Raw genomic sequence first — 25,417 nt, 5'->3', positions numbered from 1 at the left:
AGCTGTCCCCTCCACAAGTTATTGGCCAGCCAAGCAATCGGGCCGAGAGCCACTGTAGCTCATTACTTGGCCAGCCAACATAATGGTGGGGAACCATTCCCCGGCGAAGGAAGCACCTCATGCCCGGCCCCACCCCGCAGAGCGGCACAGCCGCCTCCCCCGCCCCCTCCGCACGCCCCGCGTGCGGAGGTCAGGTCAGCCACGCCCTCGCCCGCGTCGCCCGGTCCCACCGCACCACGGCCGGGCACCTGCTGCGGCGCCTCGGGCTCTACCCGGGGCAGGAGCTGCTGATGATGCGTCTGTGGGAGGCCGGCCCGCAGCGCCAGTCCGAACTGATCAAACTGATGGAGCTCGACCCCTCCACCGTGACCCGCATGGTCCAGCGGCTGGAGCAGGCCGGGCTGATCAGCCGCTGCGCCCACCCCGGGGACCGCCGGGCCGTCCTCATCGAGACCACCCCGGCGGGCGAGGCGCTGCGCGAGGAGGTGGAGCAGGTGTGGCGGGACCTCGAGGAGCGTACGGTCGCGGGCCTCACCGAGGCCGACCGCGCCGAGCTTTCCCGGCTGCTGTCCCTCCTGGAACGCAACCTCGCCACCGGCTGAGCCCGTTGCGCCCGCCCCGCGCGAACCCGCGCGGGGCCGCCGGGCGCTGGGGGATCCCGGGCATGCGAAAGCCCCCGTCGGATACTCCCGACGGGGGCTTTCATGTGCGGTGGACCTGAGGGGATTCGAACCCCTGACCCCCTCGATGCGAACGAGGTGCGCTACCGGACTGCGCCACAGGCCCTTGCAACGAGTGGAACTCTAGCACTTCCATCCGGGTGCCCGGAAATCCGCTCCCCCGCGACTCCCCGCTGGTCAACGCCGGGGCCGGTCGCCGGGGATCACTCGTTGGCGGCGCGGGGGCGGTCGTCGTCGGCGTACTGGTCGAAGAGCGGCGTGCGGCCGCGCTCGCGGCGGGGGCGGCGGGAGCGGGCGGGGCGGCGCTCGTCGGCGGCGGGCTTGCGGTCGGAGGACGGCTCCACGGTGCTGGAGCGGGCGGAGCTCCAGGCGTCCGCGCCGGCGCCGGTGGCGCGCGGGGCGACCGGCGCCGAGACGTACGTGGGCAGCGGCACGGGCACGGGCTCCCAGCCCTCGCCGGTGCCCCGGTCGCGCTGCTGGTCGACCCACTCGGCGTGGTCGGTCTGCTCGACCAGCGCACGGCGGCCCGCGCTGTGGGCGGACATCGCCGGCGGCGCGGGGGCCTGATGGTGGACAACGGTGTCAGCGGCGGCCGGGTCGCTCTCGGGCGCCGCCGCGTGAGGGCGGGCACGGCCCTCACGCAGCCGTTGGGCGGCCTGTTCGGCGCGGCGCTGGTCCATGGTGAAGGCGAACCGGCGGCGCTCCTGGAGCCTCAGATAGACGATGTACGCGCTGAGCAGCGCCGCGGGCCCCGCCGGGGCCCACAGGAACGCCAGCCCGCCGACGCCCGCGACGACCGCGCCGAGGGTGAAGGCGAGGAAGAGCAGCACCGTGGTGCGGCGGCGCCGGGCGAGGACCTTGGAGCGGCGGGCCCGCTCGGCGGCGCTCTGGGCCGCGCCCTGGGCGGCGGCGCTCTGGGTGGCCGGGCTCGCGGGGGCGGCCGGCCGGTCCGGCTCCGCGCCGGACGCGGGCGCGCCGAAGGACCGGACGGCGACCGGGTCGGTCGCGGCGTCCGGCTCGGGCGCGCCGGGCTCGGACCCCGTGGGGTCCGCCGGCGCCGGGGCGTCGCCGGAGGCGCGCCCCTCGAGGTCCTTGGCGTAACGGCGCTCCATGCCCGCCCGTCCGGACAGAAGCCGGATGGCCGTGCTGAAGCGTTCCGTCGGACGGGCTTCATTGAGCTCGTCCTGCCTACGGAGCCACATCGGCACCAAGTAGGCGGCCCAGGCCCCGACGATGACTGCGTAGATCAGGCCGCTGCTGCTCACCCTTCACACGGTAGAGGGGGACGCGCGGGGGATTCCGCCAATTGGCGCGGTGTGTCGCACGATCCGGCTGATATCTCGAACTTTTTTTGTGATTGTTGAGACCGGAACCCAACGAATACCGTCAATTGACAGTCGATTTCGAACGTTTATTTTATTTCCGGGGAGCGCCGGTGCCACCTGGCCACCAGCCCCTCCGGGACCTCGTCGGCGGTCAGCGCGTAGACCAGGTGGTCGCGCCAGGCGCCGTCGATGTGGAGATACCCCGGGCGCAGCCCCTCCTCACGGAATCCGAGTTTCTCCACCACCCGGCGGCTGGGCAGGTTCTCCGGCCGGATGCACACCTCGACACGGTGCAGTCCGACGCGGTGGAAGCAGTGGTCCACCACCAGCGCCACGGCCGTCGGCATCACGCCCCGGCCCGCCACCGCCTCGTCCACCCAGTAGCCGACGTGGGCCGAGCACATGGAGCCCCAGGTGATCCCCGCCACGGTCAGCTGGCCCACCAGCCGGCCGCGGTACTCGATCACGAACGGCAGCATGCGCCCGGCGTGCGCCTCGGCGCGCAGATGCCGGACCATCTGCCGGTAGGTGGGCCGTCGCGCCGGGGGCACGCCGGGCGGCGGCGGGGGGATCGTGGCCTCCCAGGGGCGCAGCCAGTCCCGGTTGCGCTGGTTGACCTCGCGCCACGCCCGCTGGTCGCGCGGCCTTATCGGGCGCAGGGCGACATCGCCGTCCATCAGCGTCACCGGCCAGAAGTTCATGCGCTCACCCGCCCGACACCGCTCACACGCTCATCCCGGTCACCGGCCGGACGCTCGGGCCGGACGCTCATGCGGAGGGGCGGGAGTGGTCACCGCCGTGGATCTGCTCCACCGCGTGCACCAGCAGGCGCTCCAGCACGGCCAGCCCGTCGCGCACCCCGCCGGTCGAACCGGGCAGGTTCACGATCAGTGTGCGCCCCGCGACCCCGGCCAGGCCCCGCGAGAGCGCCGCCGTGGGGACCTTCGCCAGCCCCTCGGCCCGCAGGGCCTCGGGGATGCCCGGGATCTCGTAGTCGAGGACGCGCCGCGTCGCCTCGGGGGTGCGGTCGCTGGGCGAGATGCCCGTGCCGCCCGTGGTCAGCACCACGTCGTACGCGCTCGCCACCGCCTCGCGCAGGGCGGCCTCGACGGGGTCGCCGTCGGGCACGACGCGCGGGCCGTCGACGGCGAAGCCCATCGCCGTGAGCCCCTCCGCCAGCAACGGGCCCCCCTTGTCGGCGTACACGCCCGCGGCCGCCCGGTTCGACGCCGTCACGACGAGCGCTCTCACCCGCGGCTCCACTTCCCGGACTTCCCGCCCGTCTTCTCCTCGACGCGGACGTCGGTGACGACCGCGCCCTTGTCCACGGCCTTGACCATGTCGACCACGGTCAGCGCGGCGACCGAGACCGCCGTCAGCGCCTCCATCTCCACGCCCGTGCGGTCCGTCGTCTTCACGGTGGCGAGGATCTCGACGGCGTCGTCGGCGACCGCGAGGTCGATCGTGACGCCGGACAGGGCGAGCGGGTGGCACAGCGGGATCAGCTCGGGGGTGCGCTTGGCGCCCATGATCCCGGCGATGCGGGCGGTGGCGAGGGCGTCGCCCTTGGGCATGCCCTCGCCGCGCAGCAGTTCCACGACGCGGGGGGAGACGAGCACCCGGCCGCTCGCGCGGGCGGTGCGCGCGGTGACCTCCTTGGCGGAGACGTCGACCATGCGGGCCGCGCCCGTGTCGTCGAGGTGGGTGAGATGCTCCTGGGCGCTGCTCATCGTTCTCCCGGTCCGGGCCCCTGTGGTGCCTGTGGGCAGCCACCGTACCCGGCGGGGCGGGCGGTCAGTCGAGAAGGACCACGTCCACTTCGGCGCCCTCGGCCAGCGAGGTGACGTTCTCGGGCACGACGATCAGGGCGTTGGCGTCGGCGAGCGCCTTGACCAGGTGGGAGCTCGCTCCCCCGACCGTGGTCACCCGGCCGTCGGCGTAGTGGCCGCGCAGGTACTGCCGGCGTCCCCGGGGCGAGGAGGCGACGCCCTGCGGGCACACCGCGCGCACGGTCCGGCGGTCGCCGAAGGGCGGGAGGCCCATGAGCGCCCGGACGGCGGGCCGCACGAAGAGCTCGAAGGAGACGTACGCGCTGACGGGGTTGCCCGGCAGGGCGAACAGCGGGGTGCGGTCGGGGCCGATGCGGCCGAAGCCCTGGGGCTTGCCGGGCTGCATGGCCAGGCGACGGAAGGAGACGCTGCCCTCCTCGGCGGTCAGCCCGGAGAGGGCCTCCTTGACCACGTCGTACGCGCCGACGCTCACTCCCCCGCTGGTGACGACCGCGTCGGCGCGCACCAGCTGGTCGTCCAGCGTGGACCGCAGCGCGGCGGGCTCGTCGTCGACGGCGCCGACGCGGTACGCGATGGCGCCGGCGTCGCGGGCGCAGGCGGTGAGCATGAAGCTGTTGGAGTCGTGGATCCGCCCGGCGGTCAGGGCCTCGCCGGGCGGGACGAGCTCGCTGCCGGTGGACACCACCACGACGCGGGGGCGGGGGCGTACGGTCACGGACGCGCGGCCGATGGCGGCGAGGAGGCCGATCTGGGACGGGCCGAGGACCGTGCCCGCGCGGACGGCGATCTCGCCGGCGCCGACGTCGCTGCCGCGGTCGCGGATGTGGGCGCGGGCGGCGGCGGGGCGGTGGACCCGCACCTCGCCGAGGCCGGGGCCGTCGCCGTCCGCGGCGGGCCGCCCGGCGGTCATCGCGTCGGCCCGGCCGCCGCCCGTGCCGCCGTCGGTCCATTCGACCGGCACGACGGCCTCGGCGCCGGGCGGCACCGGGGCGCCGGTCATGATGCGCACGGCCTCGCCGGGGCCGACGGTGGGCAGCTCGCCGCTGCCCGCCGCGATGTCGCCGACGATCGTGAGCACCGCGGGGAACTCCTCGCCCGCCCCTTCGACGTCGGCGACCCGGACGGCGTAGCCGTCCATGGAGCTGTTGTCGAAGGGTGGCAGGGCGGCGGGGACGGTGACGTCCTCGACCAGCACGCAGCCCTGGGCGTCGAGCAGTTGCAGCTCGATGGGCTCCAGCGGGCGGAGCTTCCCGAGGATGTCGTCGAGGTGCTCGTCCACCGACCAGAGACGGTCCGTGTCCGCGGTCGCGGCGGGGGGCGTGCCCGTGCCCGTGCTGGTGCTCAAAGCGCTACATCTCCTCGGTGACGTAACTGCGGAGCCAGGCCCGGAAGTCCGGACCCAGGTCTTCCCGTTCGCATGCCAGTCTGACGATGGCACGCAGGTAGTCACCACGGTCACCGGTGTCGTAGCGGCGGCCCTTGAAGACCACGCCGTGCACGGGTCCGCCGAGGCCCGGCTCGGCGGCCAGTGCCTGGAGGGCGTCGGTGAGCTGGATCTCGCCGCCGCGGCCCGGCTCGGTCTCGCGGAGCACGTCGAAGACGGCCGGGTCGAGGACGTAGCGGCCGATGACGGCGTAGTTGCTCGGCGCCTCCTCGGGGTCGGGCTTCTCGACCAGGCCGGTGATCTCGACGACGCCCTCGGTGTCGGTGGGCTTGACGGCCGCGCAGCCGTAGAGGCCGATCTGGGCCGGGTCGACCTCCATGAGGGCGATCACACTGCCGCCGTGCAGCCGCTGGATGTCGACCATGTGGGACAGCAGCGGGTCGCGGGCGTCGATCAGGTCGTCGCCGAGCAGGACGGCGAAGGGCTCGTCGCCGACGTGCGGGGCGGCGCACAGCACGGCGTGGCCCAGGCCCCGGGGGTCGCCCTGGCGGACGTAGTGCATGGTCGCCAGGTCGCTGGACTCCTGGACCTTCGCGAGCCGGGACGCGTCGCCTTTGCGGCGCAGCATTTCCTCGAGCTCGTAATTGCGGTCGAAATGATCCTCAAGCGGCCGCTTGTTCCGTCCGGTGATCATGAGCACGTCGGACAGGCCCGCGTGCACAGCCTCTTCCACCACATACTGGATCGCCGGCTTGTCGACCACCGGGAGCATCTCCTTGGGGGTGGCCTTGGTGGCCGGGAGAAAGCGGGTTCCGAGCCCGGCGGCAGGGATGACAGCCTTGCTGATCCGAGGGCGCGATTGAGTCATGAGCCGAACACTATCCGTTGCGTTTGGGCGGAAGATGTTACTCCGCCGAGTATGACCTGAGGCGAGGAGTTTGTACGAACAATGATCGAAGCCAATGCGTTTCCAGGCCCTCCCCAGCCTAGTAAAAGCGGGTTGCGGCGCTCCCTCCTGGCCGTGAGATCCGGGTTGACCTCGGATGACATCGCGACGGCCGAGGCCGCTCTGGCGCGCCGGGCGCTGGAGCTGCCCGAGCTCGCCGGGGCGCGGACGGTGGCCGCCTATGTCTCGGTGGGGAGCGAGCCGGGCACCCGCGCCCTGCTGGATGCGCTGCGCGCGCGGGGCGTGCGCGTCCTGCTGCCGGTCCTGCTGCCCGACAACGACCTCGACTGGGCGCCCTACCGGGGCGCGGACCGTCTCGTGCGCGCCTCCAAGGGCCTGCTGGAGCCCGACGGCGAGCGGCTGGGCCCCGACGCGGTCACCGGCGCCGACGCCGTGCTGCTGCCGGGGCTGGCGGTGGACGACCGCGGCCTGCGGCTGGGCCGGGGCGGCGGGTCGTACGACCGGGTGCTGGCCCGCCTGGAGCGGGCCGGGGCCGACCCGGCGCGCGTGGTCCTCCTCTACGACGACGAGGTGGTCGCGCGGGTCCCGGAGGAACCGCACGACCACCCCGTGCACGCGGTGGTCACCCCTGACGGGGTGCGCCGCTTCGGCTAGCGCCGAGGCCGGCTACGGCTTGAGCGTGAGCGTCGCGTCGCCCGACTTCTTCACCGCGTCCGGGCTAAAGGCCCACGGCAGCAGCTCGCCCTTGGCCCACTTGTCCGTCTGGTCGTAGTAGTGGGCGTTGTAGGCGTGGCCGGAGGCGCCGGTGAGGTTGATCCAGCGGGACTTGTCGAGGTCGTCGAGGTTGACGACCATCCGCATGGACGGCACCCAGATCACGTCGTAGCCGCCCGCCGCGTTCCAGCCCGCGGCGTTGACCGCGGCCTCGCCGCCGGCGAGGTTCCAGGGCCCCCGGTTGAGCATCCACTTCACGATGCCGGGGCCCTCCTTGCCGAGGGTCTGGTTCTTGAGGTTCAGCTGGTGCAGCCGGCCCCAGCTCCAGGACGTGACGTCCTTGCCGAGCTTGGAGGTGAGCTCCCAGCGCGCGTCCTTCATGGCGCGCTCCAGCAGCTCGTCGCGGTTCTTGGCGCCCGGGTTGGTGCGGGTGCCGCTGGTCTTCCACCAGGAGTCCTCGGGCTTGCCGAGGATGCTGCGGACGACCTCGAACCAGCGGTCGCCGCCGTCCGGCTGCGCGTTGTCCGGCTCGCGCTCGCCGCACTCCAGGACCAGGCGGGTGTTGCCGTCCAGGTCCTCCTGCGGACGCGAGTCGTCCGCCGGCCGCACCCGCAGGCACTGGTCCTTGACCCGCAGCTCCTTGGGGAGCTTGTTGCCGAAGGCCAGCTTGAGGGTGTTGCGCCAGACGGCGTTGAAGTACGCGGCGGCGGCCGAGTCGGCCTCCTGGCTGTAGTCCCAGTCCTTCAGCAGCTTCTGGGCCTCGCGGACGTACTTCGTCTCGCGCTCGTTGGCGCCCTTGACGTCGATCTTCAGCAGGTAGGGCGTCAGCAGCTTGGCGATCTCGCTGTTGTTGTCCAGCTGCATCTTCTGCATGTCGTCCGTCGAGATCTTCCCGCCGTCCTTGATCTTCGACTGGATGAGCTCGTTGATCCGCTGGCTGCGGGCGCCGTAGCCCCAGTCCTGCGTGAGGAGGTAGGGGTACTTCTTGTCGGCGACGGCCTGGTTGGCGGTGACGATGTAGCCGCGCTCGGGGTTGTAGTCGTACGGCAGCGCGGACTGCGGGATCCAGCCGGTCCACTGGTAGGCCGGGTCCCAGCCGGGCGCCGGGAGGCGGCCGTCGGGGGCCGCGGCCTGGGCGTCGGTCTTGCCGTCGGTCTTCGCCTCGTCCTTCGCCTCGTCCTTGGCGTCGATCCGGCCGTCGCCGTTGGTGTCGGTCCGGGCGGTCGTGCCGTTGGCACCGGTCTGGCCGGTCTGGCCGGTCGCCTGGTCCTCGCCCTTGGCCTCGCCCGCCTTGCCGCGGACCGGGATGCGGCCCGGGGCCTGGTAGCCGATGTTGCCCTTGGTGTCGGCGTAGATCAGGTTCTGCGAGGGGACGTCGAAGTCGGCGGCCGCCTTGCGGAAGGACTGGAAGTCGTTCGCCTGGTTCAGCGCGAACAGGCCGTCCATGGTCTTGCCCGCGTCCAGCGCGGTCCAGCGCAGCGCGACGGCGTAGCCGTCGGCGCGGTCGGGGGCCGGGTCCTTGACGGGCGCCTTCGCGCCGACCTTGACGAGCTCGTCGTTGCGGTCGGAGACGATCGGGCCGTTGTTGGTCTCACGGACGGTGATCTCGCGGCTCTTCTCGCCCGCGACCTTGATGGTCTCCTTGCGGGTGACGAACGGCTTCTGCTTGCCGTCGTAGAGGTAGGAGTCGGCGGTGACCTTCTCCAGGTAGAGGTCGGAGACGTCCGCGCCCAGGTTGGTCATGCCCCAGGCGATGTCCTTGTTGTGGCCGATTATCACGCCCGGCATGCCGGAGAAGCTGTAGCCGGCGACGTCGTACGGGCACTGGGCGCCGGTCTTGGTGCAGTGCAGACCCATCTGGTACCAGAGCGAGGGCATCTGCGGCGCGAGGTGCGGGTCGTTGGCCAGCAGCGGCTTGCCGGTGGTCGTGTACTTGCCGGAGACGACCCACGAGTTGGAGCCGATGCCGTTGCCGTTCGGGCCGAGCAGCGCCGGGACCTTCTCCAGGGTGCTCGACAGCGAGGACAGGCTGGAGCGCAGCCCGCCGGCCGCGGCGCCGCCGCCGGTCGTGGCGTTCTGGCCCGCGCCGGCCTGCGTGCCGGTGCCCGCGGCGCCCTTCGGGTCGTACGTCTTCGTGGCGGTATCGACCGTTCCGCCCTCGGTGATCGGCTTGTTCCGGTCATACGGGTACGCCGGGTACAGCTGCTCGATCTGCTTCGGGTTCAGCCGGGAGGAGGCCAGCGAGCGGTCGATCTCCTCCTGCATGTTGCCGCGCAGGTCCCAGGCCATGGCCTTGAGCCAGGCGACCGAGTCGACCGGGGTCCAGGCCTCGGGCTTGTAGTCGTTCTCGAACTCCAGGGCCGCGTACTCGACGGAGAGCGACTTGCCCTTGTGGTCCTTGAGGTAGGCGTTGACTCCGTCGGAATACGCCTGGAGGTACTTCTTGGTGGCCGGCGACAGCTTGGTGTCGTACTCCTGCTGCGCGACCCGGCGCCAGCCCATGGTGCGCAGGAAGGCGTCGGTCTCGACCTGGCCGGAGCCGAACATCTCGGAGAGCCGTCCCGCCGTCAGATGGCGGCGGACGTCCATCTCCCAGAACCGGTCCTGCGCCTGGACGAAGCCCTGGGCGCGGAAGAGGTCCTCGGCGTTGTCCGCGTAGATCTGGGGGATGCCGTGGTCGTCCCGGACGACCTTCACCTCACCCGACAAACCCTTGAGCTTCAGGGTGCCGTCCGTCGTGGGGAAGGAGGCGCGCACGGTACTGACACTCCAGTACGCGCCGAAGGCGACGCCCGCCACGAGCAGCAGCACGAATGTGATCACGAGCAGGCGGGCGCGTCGCCCCTTCTTCTTCTTGCCGGGGCCGTTCTTGTTGGCGGGCATCGCTGTCCTTAGAGGGGCAGGTGGTCCTGGAATGCTGGAAGCAACCATAGGCGCAGGGCGGGGAAGGCCCCGACGCGGAGTCGCCTCCCGCGCCCGGTCCCCTGCCCGTCCCGGGGACCTCCCCGTCGCGGCCGCGTCAAGAACCCGTAAAATATTAGATTAGGAAACGAACTTCCCATCGGCTGGTGAAACGTTCCGGTCGGTCGGCGGAAGAGACCGTGTCAAAACCTCGTGAAGGGACCGGCCCCTGACTGTCCACCACCTCAACGAACTCCTGCTGATCTGCTCGCTCGTTCTGCTCGTCGCGGTGGCGGCGGTCCGGGTCTCCTCGCGCAGCGGGCTTCCCAGCCTGCTCGTCTATCTGGGGATAGGCGTCGCCATCGGGCAGGACGGCATAGGCATCTCCTTCAATGACGTCGGCCTCACCCAGGTCATCGGCTACGCCGCCCTGGTCGTGATCCTCGCCGAGGGCGGCCTCGGCACCAAGTGGCAGGAGATCAAGCCCGCCCTGCCGGCCGCCGCCGTGCTCTCCACCTTCGGCGTCGCGGTGAGCGTCGGCGTCACCGCGGCCGCCGCGCACTACCTGGCCGGCATCGACTGGCGCCAGGCCCTGATCATCGGCGCCGTCGTGTCCTCCACGGACGCCGCGGCCGTCTTCTCCGTCCTGCGCAACGTCCCGCTGCCCGGCCGACTCACAGGTGTCCTCGAGGCCGAGTCCGGCTTCAACGACGCCCCCGTCGTCATCCTCGTCGTCGCCTTCTCGGCCGCCGGCCCGGTCGACCACTGGTACGTCCTGCTCGGCAGGATCGCCCTGGAACTGGCGATCGGCGCGGCCATCGGCCTCGCGATCGGCACCCTGGGCGCCTACGGGCTGCGGCACGTCGCCCTGCCCGCCTCCGGCCTCTACCCCATCGCCGTGATGGCCATCGCCGTCACCGCCTACGCGGGCGGCGCGCTCGCCCACGGCTCCGGCTTCCTGGCCGTCTACCTCGCCGCGCTGATCCTCGGCAACGCCCGGCTGCCGCACTGGCCGGCCACCCGTGGCTTCGCCGAGGGGCTCGGCTGGATCGCCCAGATCGGCATGTTCGTCCTGCTCGGCCTGCTGGTCACCCCGCACGAGCTGTTCGACGACATCGTCCCCGCGCTCGTGGTCGGCCTGGTGCTGACCATGGTGGCCCGGCCCGTGTCCGTCTTCCTGAGCACGGCGCCGTTCCGTACGCCCTGGCAGGAGAAGGTGCTGCTGTCCTGGGCGGGACTGCGCGGGGCCGTACCGATCGTCCTGGCCACCATCCCCATGGTGGCCGGGGTCCAGGACAGCCGCCGGATCTTCAACATCGTCTTCGTGCTGGTGATCGTCTACACCCTGGTGCAGGGCCCGACCCTGCCCTGGCTGGCGAGCCGGCTCCGGCTCGGCGACAACGAGGCGGAGGACCTGGGCATCGAGTCCGCGCCGCTGGAGCGGCTGCGCGGGCACCTGCTGTCCGTGGCCATCCCCGAGGGCTCGAAGATGCACGGCGTCGAGGTCTCCGAGCTGCGCCTGCCCCCGGGCGCCGCCGTCACCCTGGTCGTCCGCGACGACGCCAGCTTCGTGCCCGGGCCCACGACCGTCCTGCGCAAGGGCGACGAGCTGATGGTCGTGGCCACCGACCCGGTGCGCGACGCCACCGAGCGGCGGCTGCGGGCGGTCGGCGAGGGCGGCAAGCTGGCCGGCTGGCTGGGCACGGGAAACGTGGCGGGCGATGCGGTCGCGAAGCCGAAAGCAAAGTGGGGTCTGGTAAAGAGGAAGTCGGTTAAGTAAGCTATTCGCTTATTCACGTGCGTAACGGGAGTTTCGTTACGCACCGTGTCTGACCTTCACACCGAACCAACTCTGCCTGATGCAGGGCTGGCGCGACCGCACGGCGGCCGCGGTCGCGTGGCCCCTGGTGCCACAAGGCGGCCGGATAGGCATCTACCACGGTCCTGCGCGAGAGGACAGCTCTCGGCGCGCTCCGTGCGACACCCGTCCGGAGCGCGCTACCAGGCAGCGGAAAGGCCGGCCGTGGCATCCACGGTCAACGACTCCGCCGGGGCCCGCCCCGGATACGGACAGCTGCTGCGCACCCGCGGCGCCTGGACGTTCCTGCTCCCCGGCTTCCTGGCCCGGCAGCCCTTCGCGATGCTGACCATCGGCATCCTGCTGCTGGTCAACGACACCACCGGCTCGTACGGCACCGCCGGCACCGTCTCGGCGACCGCCGGCGTGGCCATGGCGCTCTTCGCGCCGCAGAGCGGCAAGCTCGCGGACCGCTTCGGCCAGGCCGCGGTGCTGATCCCCGGCGTCGTCGTGCACGCCGCCGCGATCTCGCTGCTGACGGTGCTCGCGCTGTCGCACGCGCCCCTGTGGGCGCTGCTGGCGGCCGCCGTGCCGGCCGGCGCCTCGACCCCGCAGATCGGGCCGATGGTGCGGGCCCGGTGGGCGAACAAGCTCGAGGGCTCGCCGCTGATGTCCACGGCGGCGGCCTTCGAGTCCGTCACCGACGAGTTCACCTTCGTGATCGGCCCGGTGCTGGCCACCGCGCTGTGCACCGGCGTCCACCCGGCCGCCGGCCTGGTCGCGGAGGCCGTGCTGACCCTGGCCGGCGGCCTGCTCTTCGCCACGCAGCGGCGTACGCAGCCCCAGCCGAGCCGCTCGGCGGCCGGCACGGCGGACGGCAAGCGCGCCTCCGCGCTGTCCGTGCCCGGCGTGCGGGTGCTGGCGGTCGTCATGCTCGGCATCGGCACCGTCTTCGGCGGCATGCAGGTGTCGATGACGGCCTTCACCAAGGAGCTGGGCGAGCCCGGCCTGAACGGCCTGATGTACGGCGCGTTCGCGGCCGGAAACATGATCGCCGGCATCGTCTGCGGCCTCGTGGCGTGGAAGTCGAGCCCGCAGCGCCGGCTGCTGACGGCCTTCCCGCTGCTGGTGCTGGCCACCTCCCCGCTGTGGGCCGCGGACTCCATGGTGCTGCTGGGTGCCGTGGGCATGCTGGTGGGCCTGTGCATCGCGCCCTCGCTGATCACCGGCTACACCCTGGTGGAGAAGCTGGTCCCGGCGAGCGCCCGCACCGAGGCGTTCACCTGGCTGACGGGCGCCGTCGGCCTGGGCCAGGCGGCCGGCGCGACCGTGGGCGGACGGCTGATCGACGCCCATGGCGCGAGCACCGGTTTCCTGGTGCCGCTGGTCGGCACCGCCATCGCCCTGGTGGTGCTGTTCACGCTGCGCAAGGCCCTGACCCCGCGGTCGGAGTCGGTCGTCGCGGCACGTGGGGTCGGTCACCGTCAGCCCGTTTCGGTGGACTGACGGACCGGAATACTGCACTATTGAGCATCGTTAGCACTCATTGAGTGAGAGTGCCAGGAGGAGCAAGTGCCGACTTACCAGTACCAGTGCACCGAGTGCGGGGAAGGCCTCGAGGCGGTGCAGAAGTTCACCGACGACGCCTTGACCGTATGCCCGCAGTGCGACGGCCGCCTGAAGAAGGTGTTCTCGGCGGTCGGCATCGTCTTCAAGGGCTCCGGCTTCTACCGGAACGACAGCCGCGGCTCGTCGTCCAGCAGCAGCCCGGCCGCGAAGTCGTCGACGACCACGTCGACCGGCTCGTCGTCCGCGTCGTCCTCTGCGTCGAAGAGCACCTCCTCCGCGCCCGCCGCGTCGTCGGGCTCGAGCAGCAGCAGCTCGGCCGCCTGACGCGCAGCCTCACGCACGCACCGGAGCCCGTCGCCCCCCCCTGGGGGCGGCGGGCTCCGCCGTATGTCCAGGCGGGGCCGGGCGGGGCGGTCCCGCTAGGGTGACCGCATGGCCGACACGATCAGCGCATCAGCAGGCACGGCGGAGATAGGCGTCATCGGGGGATCGGGGTTCTACTCCTTCCTCGAGGACGTGACCGAGATCACGATGGAGACGCCCTACGGGGCGCCGAGCGACTCGCTCTTCCTCGGCGAACTGGCCGGCCGGAAGGTCGCCTTCCTCCCCCGCCACGGCCGCACCCACACCGTTCCGCCGCACCGCATCAACTACCGCGCCAACCTCTGGGCCCTGCGCTCGCTCGGCGTGCGCCAGGTGCTGGGGCCGTGCGCGGTGGGCGGGCTGCGCGAGGAGTACGGGCCGGGGACGCTGCTCGTGCCGGACCAGCTGGTCGACCGCACCAAGACCCGCACGCAGACCTTCTTCGACGGGACGCCGCTGGCCGACGGCACGGTCCCCGAGGTCGTCCACATGACCTTCGCCGACCCCTATTGCCCGGTGGGGCGCGCGGTGGCGCTGGGCGCGGCGCGCGGGCGCGACTGGGAGCCGGTGGACGGCGGGACGATGGTGGTGATCGAGGGCCCGCGCTTCTCGACCCGCGCCGAGTCGCTCTGGCACGCGGCGCAGGGCTGGTCGGTGGTCGGCATGACCGGGCACCCGGAGGCCGTCCTCGCCCGCGAGCTGGGCCTTTGCTACACCTCGCTGTCGCTGGTCACGGACCTGGACGCGGGGGCCGAGACGGGCGAGGGCGTCACCCACGAGGACGTGCTGCGGGTCTTCGGGGAGAACGTGGCGCGGCTGCGCGAGGTGCTCTTCGACGCGGTGGCGGCGCTGCCGAAGACCGCGGACCGCGACTGCCTGTGCACCCACGCCCACGACGGCTGGGACCTGGGGATCGAGCTGCCGTAACCGGCCGGGGCCGCGTGGGGTGGGGCCTTCGTCACCCCCACGGGGCACGGGTTTTTCCACAACCGGGCGGTAGTCCACAGGCCCGGGCGGGGTCCGGGAAAAGCCGGGATCGTGAGGAGCGCCGAGAACGCGCTCGCGCTCCTCACGAAAGGCGGTGGCCCGGCATGCCCGCTCCCACTCCCCCTGTGTCTCCTTCTCCGCTCCCCTCCCTGTTTCCCCCTCCGCCTCCCCCGTGGACGCCCCCGCGCCGCCGGGTGCCGCTCTTCGCCCCGGTGCGCGTGAGCGGGCGGCGCGGACGGTCCGCCGGCGGCTGGGCTGATCGTGTTTGGGGATGTCACAGGGCAGCCAGATTCTCTCGTATGTTATGGAATCGACCATTCCGTCACAGGTACGCACAGAGAGAGGTTGTTCGGTGAGCGAGAAGAAGACAGGGGTCCTTGGCGGCTTCAAGGCATTCCTGATGCGAGGCAACGTCGTGGACCTCGCGGTCGCCGTCGTCATCGGGGCGGCGTTCACCAACATCGTGAACTCTGTGGTCAAGGGCGTCATCAACCCGGTCGTCGGTGCGTTCGGCACCAAGGACCTCGATCACTACGCGGCCTGCCTGAAGGGCCCCTGCGCGCGCGGCGCGACGGGAGAGGTGACCAAGGGGGTCTACATCCAGTGGGGCGCGGTGCTCAGCGCCTCGCTCACGTTCCTGATCACGGCGGCGGTGGTCTACTTCCTCATGCTGCTGCCGATGAAACGCTGGCAGGACCGCCAGGCCGCCAAGGCCCCGGTGGAGAACAAGTCCGCCGAGCCCACGGAGATCGAGCTGCTGGCCCAGATCCGCGACACCCTGATCGAGCAGCGCCGGGGCCCGGGCTCGGACTCGGTGCCGGCCCCGCGCTAGGCAGGCGCGCGGCGGGCGGCACCGGTGGCGCCCGTCAGACGTGGTGGGGCGGCTTCTCGTCCAGGAAGCGGGCCAGATCGGCGGCGCTGTCGCCACCGCCGGATGCCGGGCGGTCGCCCCACCCACGGTCGGTGTCGTCCGAGGACTGCTGCGACAGCGGGTCGTCGAAGATCAGCGCGGCTGCGGTGGCCGGGTCACGCCGGGGCGTGCGCGGTTCGGGGGCGGTACTCATGCCTCCAGGGTACGGGCGGCGGGCCCGGCGGCGGGCGGTCGGGCGGCGACAGGCGTTCAGTGGGCGACGGGCGGCGTTCGCCGGGCGGCGGGCGGGCGCCCCGGCGACAATCGCCCTATGAGCGAGGAATCGCCTCCCGCCCGGAGCTCCGGCCTGCTGCGGCCCATGACCGAGCGCGGGCGCGAGGAGGAGCACCGGACGGCGACCCCGCTGGAGCTCTTCTTCGACCTCTGTTTCGTGGTCGCGGTCGCCCAGGCCGGCCGGCAACTGGTGCACGCGCTCGCGGAGGGTCATCCGGGCCACGGCATCCCGGGCTACCTGATGATGTTCTTCGCCATCTGGTGGGCCTGGATGAACTTCTCCTGGTTCTCGTCCGCGTACGACACGGACGACGCGCTCTACCGCGTGGTGACGCTGGTGCAGATCGCCGGCGTGCTGATCCTGGCGGCGGGCATCCCCCGCGCGTTCGACGTGAGCGACTTCTCGCTGGTGTGGTTCGGGTATCTGGTGATGCGCCTGGCGCTGGTCTTCCAGTGGCTGCGCGCGGCGCACGCGTCGACGGGGGCCGAGAGACGCACGGCCCTGCGGTACGCCATCGGCGTGTGCATCTGCCAGGTCGGCTGGCTGGGCCTGCTGGTCCTGCCCGACCACGCCAAGCCGTGGGTCTTCGTGGTGATGGCGATCGCGGAGATGACGGTCCCCGTCGTCGCCGAACGCGGCCGGGCGACCGCCTGGCACCCGCATCACATCGCCGAGCGGTACGGCCTGTTCACCATCATCGTCCTCGGCGAGACGGTGGCGGCCGCCACGACGGCGGTCCAGTCGGCCGCGGACGAGCACGAGGCCCTGGGCACCCTGGTGCCGATCGCGGCCGGCGGCCTGCTCCTGATCTTCGCCGCCTACTGGATCTACTTCGCGGTCCCCATCCACCTCCATCTGGCCTCCAACCGCCAGGCCTTCCTCTGGGGCTACGGCCACTACGTGGTCTTCTGCTCGGCGGCGGCCATGGGCGCCGGCATCGAGGTGGCGGTCGAGCAGGTCATCGGCAAGGCCCACATCTCCACCTTCGCCGCGTCGGCCACGGTGACCGTCCCGGCGGCCCTCTTCACGTTCTCGGTCTGGCTCCTCCACTCCCGCCACTACAAACGGGGCCCCGCCCAGCAGTTGACCTTGCCGACCGCATCCGTGGCAGTCCTGGCCTGCACGTTCGCGGGCAGCGCGGCGGTGCTGCTGGCGGGGTTGGTGGCGGCGGTGACGGTGGCGGTGGGAGCGGTACTGGCGGCGAGAGGGGAAACGGGCCTGTCCGAACGTCCGTCCCGTGGTACGCATGCCGCATGACCACCCTGCGGCCCGCCCCGATCCCCGGCCCCCTCGACGCCCTCCAGGACGTGCCCGGCCTGCGCGTGGGTCACGCGCAACGCACCGGTGACGGCGCCCTGACCGGCACCACCGTCGTCCTCACCGACCCGGGCGCGGGAACGGGTGCGGGCGGGGTCGTGACCGCCGTGGACGTGCGCGGCGGCGGGCCCGGCACACGGGAGACCGACGCCCTCGACCCGCGCAATCTCGTCCAGCGCGTCGAGGCCGTCGTCCTGACCGGCGGCAGCGCCTTCGGCCTGGAGGCGGCGGCCGGGGTCATGGCCTTCCTCGAGGACGCCGGCCGCGGCTTCCGCGTGGGCCCGGACCCGGCCCAGGTCGTGCCGGTCGTCCCGGCGGCGGCCCTGTTCGACCTCGGCCGCGGCGGCGACTGGCGCGCCCGGCCGGACGCCGCCCTCGGCCGGGAGGCGGCCGAGGCGGCGGCCCGCGGCCGAGGCGACGGGCCCGTGGCGCAGGGCAATGTGGGCGCCGGCACGGGCGCGGTGGCCGGCGGCCTGAAGGGGGGCATCGGCACGGCCAGCCTCGTGCTGCCCTCCGGGGTGACGGTCGCGGCCCTCGCGGCCGTGAACGCGGCCGGGTCCGTGGCCGACCCGGCGACCGGCGTGCTCTACGGCCGCTACGTCGAGGGCGGCCGCGTCGAGTACCCGGAGCCGGAGCGCCACGCCGCCGCCCAGCGGGCCCTGGACGAGGCTCGCCAGGAGTCGGTGCGGCGCTGGGCGGCGTCGGCGCACCCGCCGCTGAACACGACCATCGCCGTGGTCGCCACCGACGCCGTCCTCACCCGCGCCCAGGCGCAGAAGCTGGCGGGCACGGCCCACGACGGCCTGGCCCGCGCGGTGCGGCCCGTACACCTGCTGACCGACGGCGACACGGTCTTCGCCATGGCCACGGGCCGGCGGCCGCTGCCGCACGAGGAACACCTGCCCGGCAGCGCCGACTTCGCCGCCGGCGCGGTCAACGAGATCCTGGCGGCGGGCGCGGACGTGCTGACGCGGGCGGTGGTCAAGGGGGTGCTCGCGGCGGAGAGCGTCGACGGGCCGGGCGGCGTCTTCCCCTCGTACCGCGAGCTCTACCGGTCTACGACGTGAGCGTCGCGACGAACGCCGCCCACGTTCCGGGGGCGAAGTGGAGCGGGGTGCGTTCGGGGCGCTTGGAGTCGCGTACGCGTACCGTGCCGGTGCGCGCCAGGGCGGGGGCCCATTCCACGCAGCCTCCGCCGTCCGCGTTGCTGTAGCTGGACTTGACCCATATCGCCTCAGCGGGAATCGTCGTAGCGTTCATGACGGAAGATCCTCCACGATGGCCCGGATGAATGCCCTCGAGTCGCTCGGTGAGAGGGCGAACGCGCCCAGCACCTCGAAGGACCGTTGGTGGCGACTCACGTGGCCCGGTTCTTCCAGCGACTCGATCGTGGTGATGCTCTCCTCGTAGGCGATGACCGTGTCGTCATCCAAGGTGAACAACACCAAGTGACCGCCCATCAGAGGGTGTTCCCCGTGCGAGAACGGCAGAACCTGCAGAATGCTCGTCGACGTGCTGGCCACCTCGGCCAAGGCGGTCAGCTGTGCGCGCCAGACGTGGGGCCGGCCGACGGGACGGCGTAGTACCGCCTCGTCGACGATGTACGAGACGTCGGGCGGCGCGTCGGACCGCAGGAGCGCCTGGCGGGCCATGCGGACCGCCACCATCTCCTCGATCTTGCTCTCGGTGCGTCTCGGATCGCCCAGCCGGAAGATCGTGCGGGCGTAGTCCTCGGTCTGGACGAGTCCCGGGATGAAGCAGCCGGCGTACTCCTGGATCAGCCGCGCCCGCGTCTCGAGCTCCATCCGGCGCCGGTATTTGTCGGGGTGAACGTCGTGGCGCGCCAGCGCGTAAATCCGTTCAAAGATGCCGTCCGTCCCGAACGCCGCGTCCAGTTTCGCCGCGAGGTCCGGCGGTGGCACATAGTCCGCGATCTCGATGCGCGAAAGGTGGCTGCGGCTGTACCGCACGACCTCCGACAGTCCGTCCAGCGTCATCCCGGCCTGCTCGCGGCGCCGCCGGATCTCCGCGCCGAACAGATGTCGGGCCGACTTCTCCGGCGTGAGTTCCCGTACGCGCCGAGCCATACGCACCGCCCCCTATCCCATGGTCGGGGTTGGGATCCCCACCCCCTACCGACGGTACGCACCGTGCGCAACCCTGGTCTCCGGCAAAGTAGTTGACCCGCTCGAACGAGTGAACACCCGAACACAATCCGAGGTCTTCATGCCCACCCCCGTCCCACATGCCACTCTCGACCCGTTCGACGAGGCCGAAGCCGCGCTGGCCACGCTCCGAGAGGCGCTCTTCGGCGCCAGAATCGCGTTGCCGGCCCTCGGTCTGCACACCGCGCCCGGGATGAGCGAGACGGTGTTCGTCGACCTCGGGATGGTACGGCCGCACGCGGCGCGGGATCTCGCGCGGGTGATCGAGGCGGGGACGGGGGCGGGTCGCTGATGGGGGTCGAGGTCGAGATCGAGGTCGGGGCCAACGCGGTGGACACCGTCACCGGCGGGCGGGGCAAGGTGACCGCCATCGATGCCGACCGCATGGCCAGCGTCCGGCACCCCAACGGGACGACCTGGCGTACGCCCGCGTCCAATCTGCGTCCGCCGACCGTGCAGGAGGAGCTCGGCCTGAAGGCGGCCGAGGTGACGTTCGCCCGCCGCTACGGCGTCTGGCCCGACTGAGCCGGGGGCGGAGGCGGGGGCGGGGGCGTGTCCCACCACCGGGCGTTCGGCCCGCCCCCCGCGGTCGCGCCGCACACCTCGCGCACGACGCCGCGCAGCGCGACGATCGCCGGTTTCTCCCGCCGTGCCGCCGCCCAGGCGAGGACCACGCTGCACGGCGACAGGTCGGTGACCTCGACGTAGCTGATGCCCGGGCGGGGCATCAGCTCGCGGACGTCGGCCGCCGCGAAGGTGATGCCCTGGCCGAGGCAGACGGCGGACATCAGGGTGTCGAGCGTGGTCGCGCGGTGGTCCGTGGCCAGGACGGGCGAGCCGTCGGGGCGCGGGTCCACGGACCAGAAGTCGCGGTAGACGCGGGGGACGTGGTCGGCGACGTTGACGAGCGGGATGCCGGCCAGTTCGGCGATGGTCACCCGGTCGCGGTGGGCGAGGGGGTGGCCGTCGGGGAGGCAGACGAGCCGGTGCTGGGTCGCCACCTCCAGGGTCTGCAGGCCGGGCGGCAGGGGGCCGAAGCACAGGACCGCGTCGACGCGGTCCTCGAGGAGGACCTGGGCCTGCTCGGCGAAGGTGACCTCGCGGAGTTCGATGTCCAGGCCGGGGTGGAGCCGGCCCATCCGCTCGACGACGGCCCGGATGACGGGCAGGGCGACGGCGTACGCGCCGAAGACCAGCCGCCCGGACAGGGTCCGGGTCCGCCGCGCCGTGTCCACGGCCTGGCGCAGTCCGTCGGCGGCGTCCACCATGACTCGCGCGTGGGGCAGGAGGGCCTCTCCGGCGGTGGTGAGTTCCACGCGTCGGGTGGAGCGTTCGACGAGGGTGAGGCCGAGGCGTTCCTCGAGGGCACGGATCTGCCGGCTGAAGGCCGGCTGGCTGATGAACAGCCGCTGTGCCGCCCGTCCGAAGTGCAGTTCCTCCGACAGGACGAGCAGCAGCCGCAGTTGGCGCACGCTCGGATCGGACACGCCGCCCTTCACCATGCAGGCAACGTTATCAATCCCGCCCGCCTTCGCATCACTGCTCGCTTCCGGCCGGTACGGGCGGAAAGGAAGAATGAAGCGGCGGGGGCAACGGGGGAAAGACGTCCGGCGCACCACGCGCGAGGGCCCGGTCTCCACGGGGGAGGACCGGGCCCTCAGGCGTCGGTTCAGCGGTTCAGCGTGTAGCTGCCGTCTCCTTGCCGGTGGCCGACGCGCCGGCGGAGGCGTCGCCCGCCGCGGCGTCCTCGACGGCCTCGACACCCTCGGCGGGAGCCGTGGCCTTGCGGGGCAGCGCGAACATCAGGGCCAGCACGACGACGAGCACGCCGGCCGCCCACCACATGCCGTGGCGGAACGCTCCCGCGAACGCCTCGCCCGCCTGGCCCTGGGCCATCTTCTTCTCGTCGAGGGCGTTGAAGAAGACGACCGAGACCAGGCCGAGGCCGATCGCGTTGCCCAGCTGCTGCGTGGTGTTGATCAGGCCGGACGCGGAGCCGGAGTGCTCGCGCGGGACCTCGGCGATGACGGTCTCCGTCAGCGGGGCGACGATCAGGCCCATGCCGAGGCCCATGACGATCAGCGGAAGGGCCATCTGCCAGGGCGCTATGTCCAGCCCGAAGTGCTCGGTCTCCCAGATGTAGAGGACGACGCCGCCCATCATGGACAGCGCGCCGGCCTGCAGGACCTTGCGGCCGAACTTCGGGACGAGCTTCTGCACCGAGATGCCCGCCGCCACCGAGACGCCGATCGAGAACGGGATGCCGGTCAGGCCGGCCCGCAGCGGGCTCCAGCCCAGGCCGATCTGCATGTAGAGCGTCCAGATGAGGAAGAAGATGCCGCAGACGATGCCGAAGGCGATCTCGACGCCGATGCCGGCGGCGAAGCTCTTGACCTTGAACAGCGACAGCTCGACCAGCGGCGACCCGTCCTTGCGGGTCTTGTACCGCTCGTACGCCACGAAGGCTGCGAAGACCAGCACGCTGCCGGCCATGCACAGGTGGCCCCACAGCGGCCAGCCCAGCTCGCGGCCCTGGGTGAGCGGGTAGAGCAGCATCAGCAGACCGCCGGTGGCGAGGACGACGCCCACGAGGTCGAGCTTGAGGGCCTGCGGCGCCTTGGACTCGGAGATGAACTTACGGCCCAGGATCAGGCCCGCGACGCCGACCGGCAGGTTGACGAGGAAGATCGGGCGCCACTCGAGCCCGAAGAGGTTCCACTGGGTCAGCAGCGCGCCGAGGATCGGCCCGGAGACCGCGCCCAGCCCGACGATGGCGCCGAAGAGACCGAAGACCTTGCCGCGCTCGTGCGCGGGGAACGTGGCGTGGACGATGGCGAGCACCTGCGGCACCATCAGCGCCGCCGTCGCGCCCTGCAGGACGCGGGCCGCGACGAGCAGATGCGGGTCGCCGGCCAGGCCGCAGAGCATCGAGGCGACGGTGAAGCCGCCCATGCCCAGCAGGAAGACGCGGCGGCGCCCGTATATGTCGCCGAGGCGGCCGCCGGTGATCAGGCCGGCGGCGAAGGCGAGCGCGTACCCCTCGGTGATCCACTGCAGGATGCTGAAGGAGGCGCCGATGTCCTTCTGGATGCTCGGCATGGCGATGTTGACGATGGTGACGTCGACGAGGTCCATGAAGGACGCGGTCATCACCACGGCGAGCGCCAGCCAGCGGCGGCGGTCGGCGGCGCCCTCGAGGGGCGGATCGGTGGTCGCGGTGGTGGTCACAAGCGGGGCCTTCCTTGTCGTTCGCCGGGTTCGTCCGGTGTCGTCCATGTCGCTCAGGAAAAGCTAACCCGGATGTAGGACAAAAGGAGTCCTACATCCCTGACACTGTGAGGACCATGACGGACACCCCGGTACGGCTACTGAATCTGTTGTCCCTCCTCCAGACGCCTCGTGAATGGCCCGGCAGCGAGCTCGCGGACCGGCTCGGCGTCAGCTCCCGCACGATCCGGCGGGACATCGAGCGGCTCCGCGATCTCGGCTACCCCGTACAGGCAACGATGGGAGCGGAGGGCGGGTATCGGCTGGCGGCGGGAGCCGCCCTGCCGCCGCTGGTGCTCGACGACGAGGAGGCCGTCGCCATCGCGGTGGGGCTGCGGGCCGGCGCGGGCCATGCCGTGGAGGGTATCGAGGAGGCGTCGGTGCGCGCCCTGGCCAAGCTGGAGCAGGTCCTTCCGTCCCGGCTGCGGCATCGCGTCTCCGCCCTGCAGGCGGCGACGGTGCCGCTGACCTCCGGCGACGGCGCGACCGTCGACCCGCGCACGCTGACCGTCATGGCCTCGTCCGCCACCGGCCACGAGCGGCTGCGCTTCACCTACCGTACGGGTGACGGCACCGAGACGAAGCGGCTGGTCGAGCCGCACCGGCTGATCAGCACCGGCCGGCGGTGGTACCTCGTCGCCTACGACATCGACCGCGACGACTGGCGCACCTTCCGCGTCGACCGGGTGAGCGAGCCGTTCGCCACGGGGGCGCGCTTCACCCCGCGCGAGCTGCCGGTGGCGGACGCGGCGGAGTTCCTCAAGCGGTCGATGGCCCGGCTGCAGCCGACGTACCGCCTGGTGGCGACGTTCCGGGCGCCCGTGGAGTTCGTGGCGGCGCGGCTGCCGAACTGGCTCGGGGTGCCCGCCGCGGACGGCGACGACGCCTGCCGGCTGGACGTGACGTCGTCGGACGCGCTGGAGTGGGTGGCCTTCCGGCTGGCGATGGTGGACTGCGAGTTCACCGTGGAGGAGCCACGGGAGCTGGTCGAGCTCCTGGAGGGGCTGGGCGCCCGGATCAGCCGCGCGGCGGCCGCGCGCTGAGCCCTGCGGGGCGGGAAGCGGGCGGCACGCGGGCAGAGAGAAGGGCCCCGGCGCAAGGGGGGGAGGCGCCGGGGCCCGGTCTATGAGGGTATGCCCTTTTACGCCGCCGCGTCGAACCCGGTGTCGTGAGCCATCTTCTTCAGCTCCAACAGAGCATGCTTCTCGATCTGCCGGATGCGCTCGCGCGTGAGGCCGTGCTGCTTGCCGACCTCGGTGAGCGTGCGCTCGCGCCCGTCCTCGATGCCGTAGCGCGCCTTGATGATCGACGCGGTGCGGTGGTCGAGGCGGCCGATGAGGCCCTCGAGCTCCTCGCTGCGCAGGAGCGCGATGACGGACTGCTCGGGCGATACGGCGGAGGTGTCCTCCAGCAGGTCGCCGAACTGGGTCTCCCCCTCGTCGTCCACGTGCATGTTCAGGCTGACCGGGTCGCGGGCCCAGTCGAGCACGTCACCGACGCGCTGGGGCGTGGTGCCCAGCTCGGTGGCGATCTCGGCGTGCTCGGGGTCGCGGCCGTTCTCGCGGTTGAACTCGCGCTGGACCCGTCGGATGCGGCCGAGCTCCTCGACCAGGTGGACGGGCAGCCGGATCGTGCGGGACTGGTCGGCGATCGAGCGCGTGATGGCCTGGCGGATCCACCACGTGGCGTACGTGGAGAATTTGAATCCCTTGGTGTAGTCGAACTTCTCCACCGCGCGCACCAGGCCGGCGTTGCCCTCCTGGATGAGGTCGAGGAGCGGCAGGCCGCTGCGCGGGTAGCGGCGGGCCACGGCGACGACGAGGCGGAGGTTGGACTTGATGAAGACGTCCTTGGCGCGGGCGCCGTCGGCGGCTATCGCCTCCAGCTCCTCGCGGGAGGCCGCGCCGGCCTTGTCACCGCCGTCCTCGAGACCGTCGAGGATCTGCTGGGCGTAGACGCCCGCCTCGATGGTCTGCGAGAGCTCGACCTCCTTGGCGGCGTCGAGCAGGGGCGTACGCGCGATCTCGTCCAGGTACATGCCGACCAGGTCGCGATCGGCGATCTCCCCGCCCGAGGACACGCGAACGCTGCTTGCCTCGTCCGTTCCACCGGTGGCGCTGGTGGTCCGACGACGGGCGACGGCACGGGTTGCCATGCGTACTCCCTTGCGATGAGACGGTCGCGGGGTGGGCCGGGCGACCGATAGGGCGCCCCGTCCGAAGTAAAGAACGGCCGGAATCCGGACAGAATTCCCCGAAGCTTTCTTCTTTTTTGTGATCATGCAGTATCCTGCGCGGCCGCAACCGGGGCGGCCGACCGGCCGGCCCGGACGGAAGCGCAGGTCAGGCGGGCGGCGACGCCGTCGTCGCACCCGCCGCGCCACCGCGCGGCCAGGGCGCCCATGAGACGGCCGTCACACTCCGGCGCCGCCCGTCCGTGGTCACCCTTCCCCTGCACAGACGCCGCCCGGCGGGCTCCGGTTGCCCGGAGAAATCCCGGAAGGTCGGTTTCCCGGGCCGCCGTTCCGCCGGGTGACGGCCGCGTTCCACCAGGTGACGGCCGTGTTCCGCCGGATGATCGAGTTGCCGGGCCAGGTGGGCGGGTGTGCGCTGGTGGGACGGAGGGTGAGTGAGAGGAGCCCGACATGCCGACGCACTCGATCACCGGGCGGTACCCCGCCCACGAAGCCCCCGGACCGGTCTCCCGGACCGGCCATGTGCGCCACGAGGGGCGGGCCTCCCGCGCCGTCTGGGCCGTCCCCGTCGCGGGCGGCGTGGTCCTCGGCCTCTACGCCGTCTTCCTCGCCCACGACAACGGCTTCTCCCAGGGCGGCGGCTGGGTGCTGGGCATCGTCGCCGGCGTGATCGCGGCCGCCCTGGGCTACTTCGTGATCCAGGAACGCAACCAGATGATCACCGAGGTGCGCGCGGCCGCGTTCGGCACCCTCTTCGGCGTCTCGATGGGCTTCCTGCGCAGCCTGAGCGGGGCGTCGGTCCTCGACTCCTGCTTCGTGGGGCTCGCCTTCGGCGTGGGCATGGGCCTCTCGTCGTACTACATCTTCTACTGGCACGAACACTGAACGCGGCTACCCGCACCCGGCGCCCG

The 25,417-nt window shown here is 72.0% G+C and carries 26 protein-coding genes and 1 tRNA gene; 13 read left to right on the top strand and 14 right to left on the bottom strand.

Annotated elements, in window-relative coordinates:
- The first annotated feature begins 119 nt into the window (after positions 1-119).
- Positions 120-602: a MarR family winged helix-turn-helix transcriptional regulator gene (locus AB4K12_RS27200; RefSeq protein ID WP_368436941.1), complete on the top strand. Its 483-nt coding sequence runs from the start codon at positions 120-122 to the stop codon at positions 600-602.
- 110 nt (positions 603-712) lie between these two features.
- Here the strand turns inward: AB4K12_RS27200 and AB4K12_RS27195 are convergent.
- The 7 genes from AB4K12_RS27195 to galU all read right to left on the bottom strand — a co-directional run bounded on the left by AB4K12_RS27195 (position 713) and on the right by galU (position 6,047).
- Positions 713-786: transfer RNA gene (locus AB4K12_RS27195), tRNA-Ala, on the bottom strand.
- A gap of 97 nt (positions 787-883) precedes the next feature.
- Positions 884-1,945: a gephyrin-like molybdotransferase receptor GlpR gene (gene glpR / locus AB4K12_RS27190; protein ID WP_368436940.1), complete on the bottom strand. Its 1,062-nt coding sequence runs from the start codon at positions 1,943-1,945 to the stop codon at positions 884-886.
- Positions 1,946-2,091: 146 nt separating this feature from the next.
- The gene (locus tag AB4K12_RS27185; protein WP_368436938.1) at positions 2,092-2,706 is read right to left on the bottom strand and encodes a GNAT family N-acetyltransferase; all 615 of its coding nucleotides are present in this window, start codon (positions 2,704-2,706) and stop codon (positions 2,092-2,094) included.
- Positions 2,707-2,773: 67 nt separating this feature from the next.
- Positions 2,774-3,256 carry a molybdenum cofactor biosynthesis protein B gene (locus AB4K12_RS27180; RefSeq protein WP_368436937.1) on the bottom strand — a complete coding sequence of 161 codons (483 nt, stop codon included), beginning with the start codon at positions 3,254-3,256 and terminating at the stop codon, positions 2,774-2,776.
- Positions 3,253-3,735 (bottom strand): cyclic pyranopterin monophosphate synthase MoaC, encoded by a 483-nt coding sequence (moaC, locus tag AB4K12_RS27175; RefSeq protein ID WP_362262787.1) that lies wholly within the window; start codon positions 3,733-3,735, stop codon positions 3,253-3,255. Before moaC ends, AB4K12_RS27180 begins: the two co-directional genes overlap by 4 nt.
- A gap of 64 nt (positions 3,736-3,799) precedes the next feature.
- The gene (gene glp, locus AB4K12_RS27170) at positions 3,800-5,140 is read right to left on the bottom strand and encodes a gephyrin-like molybdotransferase Glp (RefSeq protein WP_368436936.1); all 1,341 of its coding nucleotides are present in this window, start codon (positions 5,138-5,140) and stop codon (positions 3,800-3,802) included.
- 4 nt (positions 5,141-5,144) lie between these two features.
- Positions 5,145-6,047 (bottom strand): UTP--glucose-1-phosphate uridylyltransferase GalU, encoded by a 903-nt coding sequence (galU, locus tag AB4K12_RS27165; protein ID WP_362262793.1) that lies wholly within the window; start codon positions 6,045-6,047, stop codon positions 5,145-5,147.
- A gap of 81 nt (positions 6,048-6,128) precedes the next feature.
- On the opposite strand from galU, the gene AB4K12_RS27160 reads away from it, so the two are divergent.
- The gene (locus tag AB4K12_RS27160; RefSeq protein ID WP_368436934.1) at positions 6,129-6,740 is read left to right on the top strand and encodes a 5-formyltetrahydrofolate cyclo-ligase; all 612 of its coding nucleotides are present in this window, start codon (positions 6,129-6,131) and stop codon (positions 6,738-6,740) included.
- Positions 6,741-6,752: 12 nt separating this feature from the next.
- Here AB4K12_RS27160 and AB4K12_RS27155 read toward each other — a convergent pair whose 3' ends face one another.
- On the bottom strand, positions 6,753-9,683 hold the full coding sequence (locus tag AB4K12_RS27155; RefSeq protein WP_368436933.1) for a penicillin acylase family protein: 2,931 nt from the start codon (positions 9,681-9,683) through the stop codon (positions 6,753-6,755).
- Between the two features lie 247 nt (positions 9,684-9,930).
- Between AB4K12_RS27155 and AB4K12_RS27150 the strand changes: the two genes are divergently transcribed.
- The 5 genes from AB4K12_RS27150 to mscL all read left to right on the top strand — a co-directional run bounded on the left by AB4K12_RS27150 (position 9,931) and on the right by mscL (position 15,250).
- On the top strand, positions 9,931-11,481 hold the full coding sequence (locus AB4K12_RS27150) for a potassium/proton antiporter (protein WP_368436960.1): 1,551 nt from the start codon (positions 9,931-9,933) through the stop codon (positions 11,479-11,481).
- A 243-nt stretch (positions 11,482-11,724) separates the two neighbouring features.
- On the top strand, positions 11,725-13,005 hold the full coding sequence (locus AB4K12_RS27145; protein ID WP_368436932.1) for an MFS transporter: 1,281 nt from the start codon (positions 11,725-11,727) through the stop codon (positions 13,003-13,005).
- Positions 13,006-13,071: 66 nt separating this feature from the next.
- Positions 13,072-13,392, top strand: a complete 321-nt coding sequence (locus AB4K12_RS27140; RefSeq protein WP_368436931.1) for an FmdB family zinc ribbon protein — start codon at positions 13,072-13,074, stop codon at positions 13,390-13,392.
- A 108-nt stretch (positions 13,393-13,500) separates the two neighbouring features.
- Positions 13,501-14,358 (top strand): S-methyl-5'-thioadenosine phosphorylase, encoded by an 858-nt coding sequence (locus AB4K12_RS27135; RefSeq protein ID WP_368436929.1) that lies wholly within the window; start codon positions 13,501-13,503, stop codon positions 14,356-14,358.
- Between the two features lie 412 nt (positions 14,359-14,770).
- Positions 14,771-15,250 (top strand): large conductance mechanosensitive channel protein MscL, encoded by a 480-nt coding sequence (mscL, locus tag AB4K12_RS27130; protein WP_368436927.1) that lies wholly within the window; start codon positions 14,771-14,773, stop codon positions 15,248-15,250.
- Positions 15,251-15,284: 34 nt separating this feature from the next.
- Here mscL and AB4K12_RS27125 read toward each other — a convergent pair whose 3' ends face one another.
- Positions 15,285-15,542 (bottom strand): hypothetical protein, encoded by a 258-nt coding sequence (locus tag AB4K12_RS27125; protein WP_368436958.1) that lies wholly within the window; start codon positions 15,540-15,542, stop codon positions 15,285-15,287.
- Positions 15,543-15,599: 57 nt separating this feature from the next.
- Here AB4K12_RS27125 and AB4K12_RS27120 point away from each other — a divergent pair, with 57 nt between their 5' ends.
- Both AB4K12_RS27120 and AB4K12_RS27115 read left to right on the top strand, forming a co-directional pair.
- Positions 15,600-16,820, top strand: coding sequence for a low temperature requirement protein A (locus AB4K12_RS27120; RefSeq protein ID WP_368436925.1), 1,221 nt, complete (start codon positions 15,600-15,602; stop codon positions 16,818-16,820).
- Positions 16,817-17,947: a P1 family peptidase gene (locus AB4K12_RS27115; RefSeq protein WP_368436924.1), complete on the top strand. Its 1,131-nt coding sequence runs from the start codon at positions 16,817-16,819 to the stop codon at positions 17,945-17,947. The genes AB4K12_RS27120 and AB4K12_RS27115 overlap by 4 nt, the downstream gene beginning before the upstream one ends.
- On the opposite strand, the gene AB4K12_RS27110 is transcribed toward AB4K12_RS27115, so the two are convergent.
- On the bottom strand, positions 17,937-18,140 hold the full coding sequence (locus tag AB4K12_RS27110; RefSeq protein WP_368436922.1) for a DUF397 domain-containing protein: 204 nt from the start codon (positions 18,138-18,140) through the stop codon (positions 17,937-17,939). The two genes, AB4K12_RS27115 and AB4K12_RS27110, sit on opposite strands and share 11 nt — an antisense overlap.
- Positions 18,137-18,967 (bottom strand): helix-turn-helix transcriptional regulator, encoded by an 831-nt coding sequence (locus AB4K12_RS27105; protein ID WP_362262823.1) that lies wholly within the window; start codon positions 18,965-18,967, stop codon positions 18,137-18,139. The genes AB4K12_RS27110 and AB4K12_RS27105 overlap by 4 nt, the downstream gene beginning before the upstream one ends.
- 139 nt (positions 18,968-19,106) lie before the next feature.
- Here AB4K12_RS27105 and AB4K12_RS27100 point away from each other — a divergent pair, with 139 nt between their 5' ends.
- Both AB4K12_RS27100 and AB4K12_RS27095 read left to right on the top strand, forming a co-directional pair.
- Positions 19,107-19,337 (top strand): hypothetical protein, encoded by a 231-nt coding sequence (locus tag AB4K12_RS27100; RefSeq protein WP_086574463.1) that lies wholly within the window; start codon positions 19,107-19,109, stop codon positions 19,335-19,337.
- Complete coding sequence (locus AB4K12_RS27095; protein ID WP_368436920.1) at positions 19,337-19,570, top strand: hypothetical protein; 234 nt, start codon at positions 19,337-19,339, stop codon at positions 19,568-19,570. Before AB4K12_RS27100 ends, AB4K12_RS27095 begins: the two co-directional genes overlap by 1 nt.
- Here AB4K12_RS27095 and AB4K12_RS27090 read toward each other — a convergent pair.
- Positions 19,549-20,532, bottom strand: coding sequence for a LysR family transcriptional regulator (locus tag AB4K12_RS27090; RefSeq protein WP_368436919.1), 984 nt, complete (start codon positions 20,530-20,532; stop codon positions 19,549-19,551). The genes AB4K12_RS27095 and AB4K12_RS27090 overlap by 22 nt on opposite strands.
- A 190-nt stretch (positions 20,533-20,722) precedes the next feature.
- On the bottom strand, positions 20,723-22,321 hold the full coding sequence (locus AB4K12_RS27085; protein WP_368436918.1) for an MFS transporter: 1,599 nt from the start codon (positions 22,319-22,321) through the stop codon (positions 20,723-20,725).
- A 68-nt stretch (positions 22,322-22,389) separates the two neighbouring features.
- On the opposite strand from AB4K12_RS27085, the gene AB4K12_RS27080 reads away from it, so the two are divergent.
- Positions 22,390-23,355, top strand: coding sequence for a helix-turn-helix transcriptional regulator (locus tag AB4K12_RS27080; protein WP_368436917.1), 966 nt, complete (start codon positions 22,390-22,392; stop codon positions 23,353-23,355).
- A 98-nt stretch (positions 23,356-23,453) separates the two neighbouring features.
- Here the strand turns inward: AB4K12_RS27080 and AB4K12_RS27075 are convergent, their stop codons facing one another.
- On the bottom strand, positions 23,454-24,467 hold the full coding sequence (locus AB4K12_RS27075; protein WP_362262835.1) for a sigma-70 family RNA polymerase sigma factor: 1,014 nt from the start codon (positions 24,465-24,467) through the stop codon (positions 23,454-23,456).
- Positions 24,468-24,956: 489 nt separating this feature from the next.
- On the opposite strand from AB4K12_RS27075, the gene AB4K12_RS27070 reads away from it, so the two are divergent.
- Entirely contained in the window at positions 24,957-25,391 is a 435-nt protein-coding gene (locus tag AB4K12_RS27070) for a hypothetical protein (protein ID WP_368436916.1), read from the top strand.
- Positions 25,392-25,417: the final 26 nt, after the last annotated feature.

The sequence above is a fragment of the Streptomyces sp. C36 genome, assembly GCF_040932295.1.
Taxonomy (GTDB): Bacteria; Actinomycetota; Actinomycetes; order Streptomycetales; family Streptomycetaceae; genus Streptomyces; species Streptomyces triculaminicus.
The sequence above is the reverse complement of the archived record's forward strand: the minus strand, read 5'-3'. Positions and strand labels throughout refer to the sequence as shown.

Coding starts and splice junctions, on each gene's coding strand:
- AB4K12_RS27095 (WP_368436920.1), top strand. CDS start 19,337: ATGGGGGTCGAGGTCGAGATCGAGGTCGGGGCCAACGCGGTGGACACC.
- AB4K12_RS27105 (WP_362262823.1), bottom strand. CDS start 18,967: ATGGCTCGGCGCGTACGGGAACTCACGCCGGAGAAGTCGGCCCGACAT.
- AB4K12_RS27110 (WP_368436922.1), bottom strand. CDS start 18,140: ATGAACGCTACGACGATTCCCGCTGAGGCGATATGGGTCAAGTCCAGC.
- AB4K12_RS27080 (WP_368436917.1), top strand. CDS start 22,390: ATGACGGACACCCCGGTACGGCTACTGAATCTGTTGTCCCTCCTCCAG.
- AB4K12_RS27155 (WP_368436933.1), bottom strand. CDS start 9,683: ATGCCCGCCAACAAGAACGGCCCCGGCAAGAAGAAGAAGGGGCGACGC.
- AB4K12_RS27120 (WP_368436925.1), top strand. CDS start 15,600: ATGAGCGAGGAATCGCCTCCCGCCCGGAGCTCCGGCCTGCTGCGGCCC.
- AB4K12_RS27075 (WP_362262835.1), bottom strand. CDS start 24,467: ATGGCAACCCGTGCCGTCGCCCGTCGTCGGACCACCAGCGCCACCGGT.
- AB4K12_RS27085 (WP_368436918.1), bottom strand. CDS start 22,321: ATGGACGACACCGGACGAACCCGGCGAACGACAAGGAAGGCCCCGCTT.
- galU (WP_362262793.1), bottom strand. CDS start 6,047: ATGACTCAATCGCGCCCTCGGATCAGCAAGGCTGTCATCCCTGCCGCC.
- AB4K12_RS27160 (WP_368436934.1), top strand. CDS start 6,129: ATGATCGAAGCCAATGCGTTTCCAGGCCCTCCCCAGCCTAGTAAAAGC.
- AB4K12_RS27185 (WP_368436938.1), bottom strand. CDS start 2,706: ATGAACTTCTGGCCGGTGACGCTGATGGACGGCGATGTCGCCCTGCGC.
- AB4K12_RS27070 (WP_368436916.1), top strand. CDS start 24,957: ATGCCGACGCACTCGATCACCGGGCGGTACCCCGCCCACGAAGCCCCC.
- AB4K12_RS27135 (WP_368436929.1), top strand. CDS start 13,501: ATGGCCGACACGATCAGCGCATCAGCAGGCACGGCGGAGATAGGCGTC.
- moaC (WP_362262787.1), bottom strand. CDS start 3,735: ATGAGCAGCGCCCAGGAGCATCTCACCCACCTCGACGACACGGGCGCG.
- AB4K12_RS27200 (WP_368436941.1), top strand. CDS start 120: ATGCCCGGCCCCACCCCGCAGAGCGGCACAGCCGCCTCCCCCGCCCCC.
- AB4K12_RS27100 (WP_086574463.1), top strand. CDS start 19,107: ATGCCCACCCCCGTCCCACATGCCACTCTCGACCCGTTCGACGAGGCC.
- AB4K12_RS27115 (WP_368436924.1), top strand. CDS start 16,817: ATGACCACCCTGCGGCCCGCCCCGATCCCCGGCCCCCTCGACGCCCTC.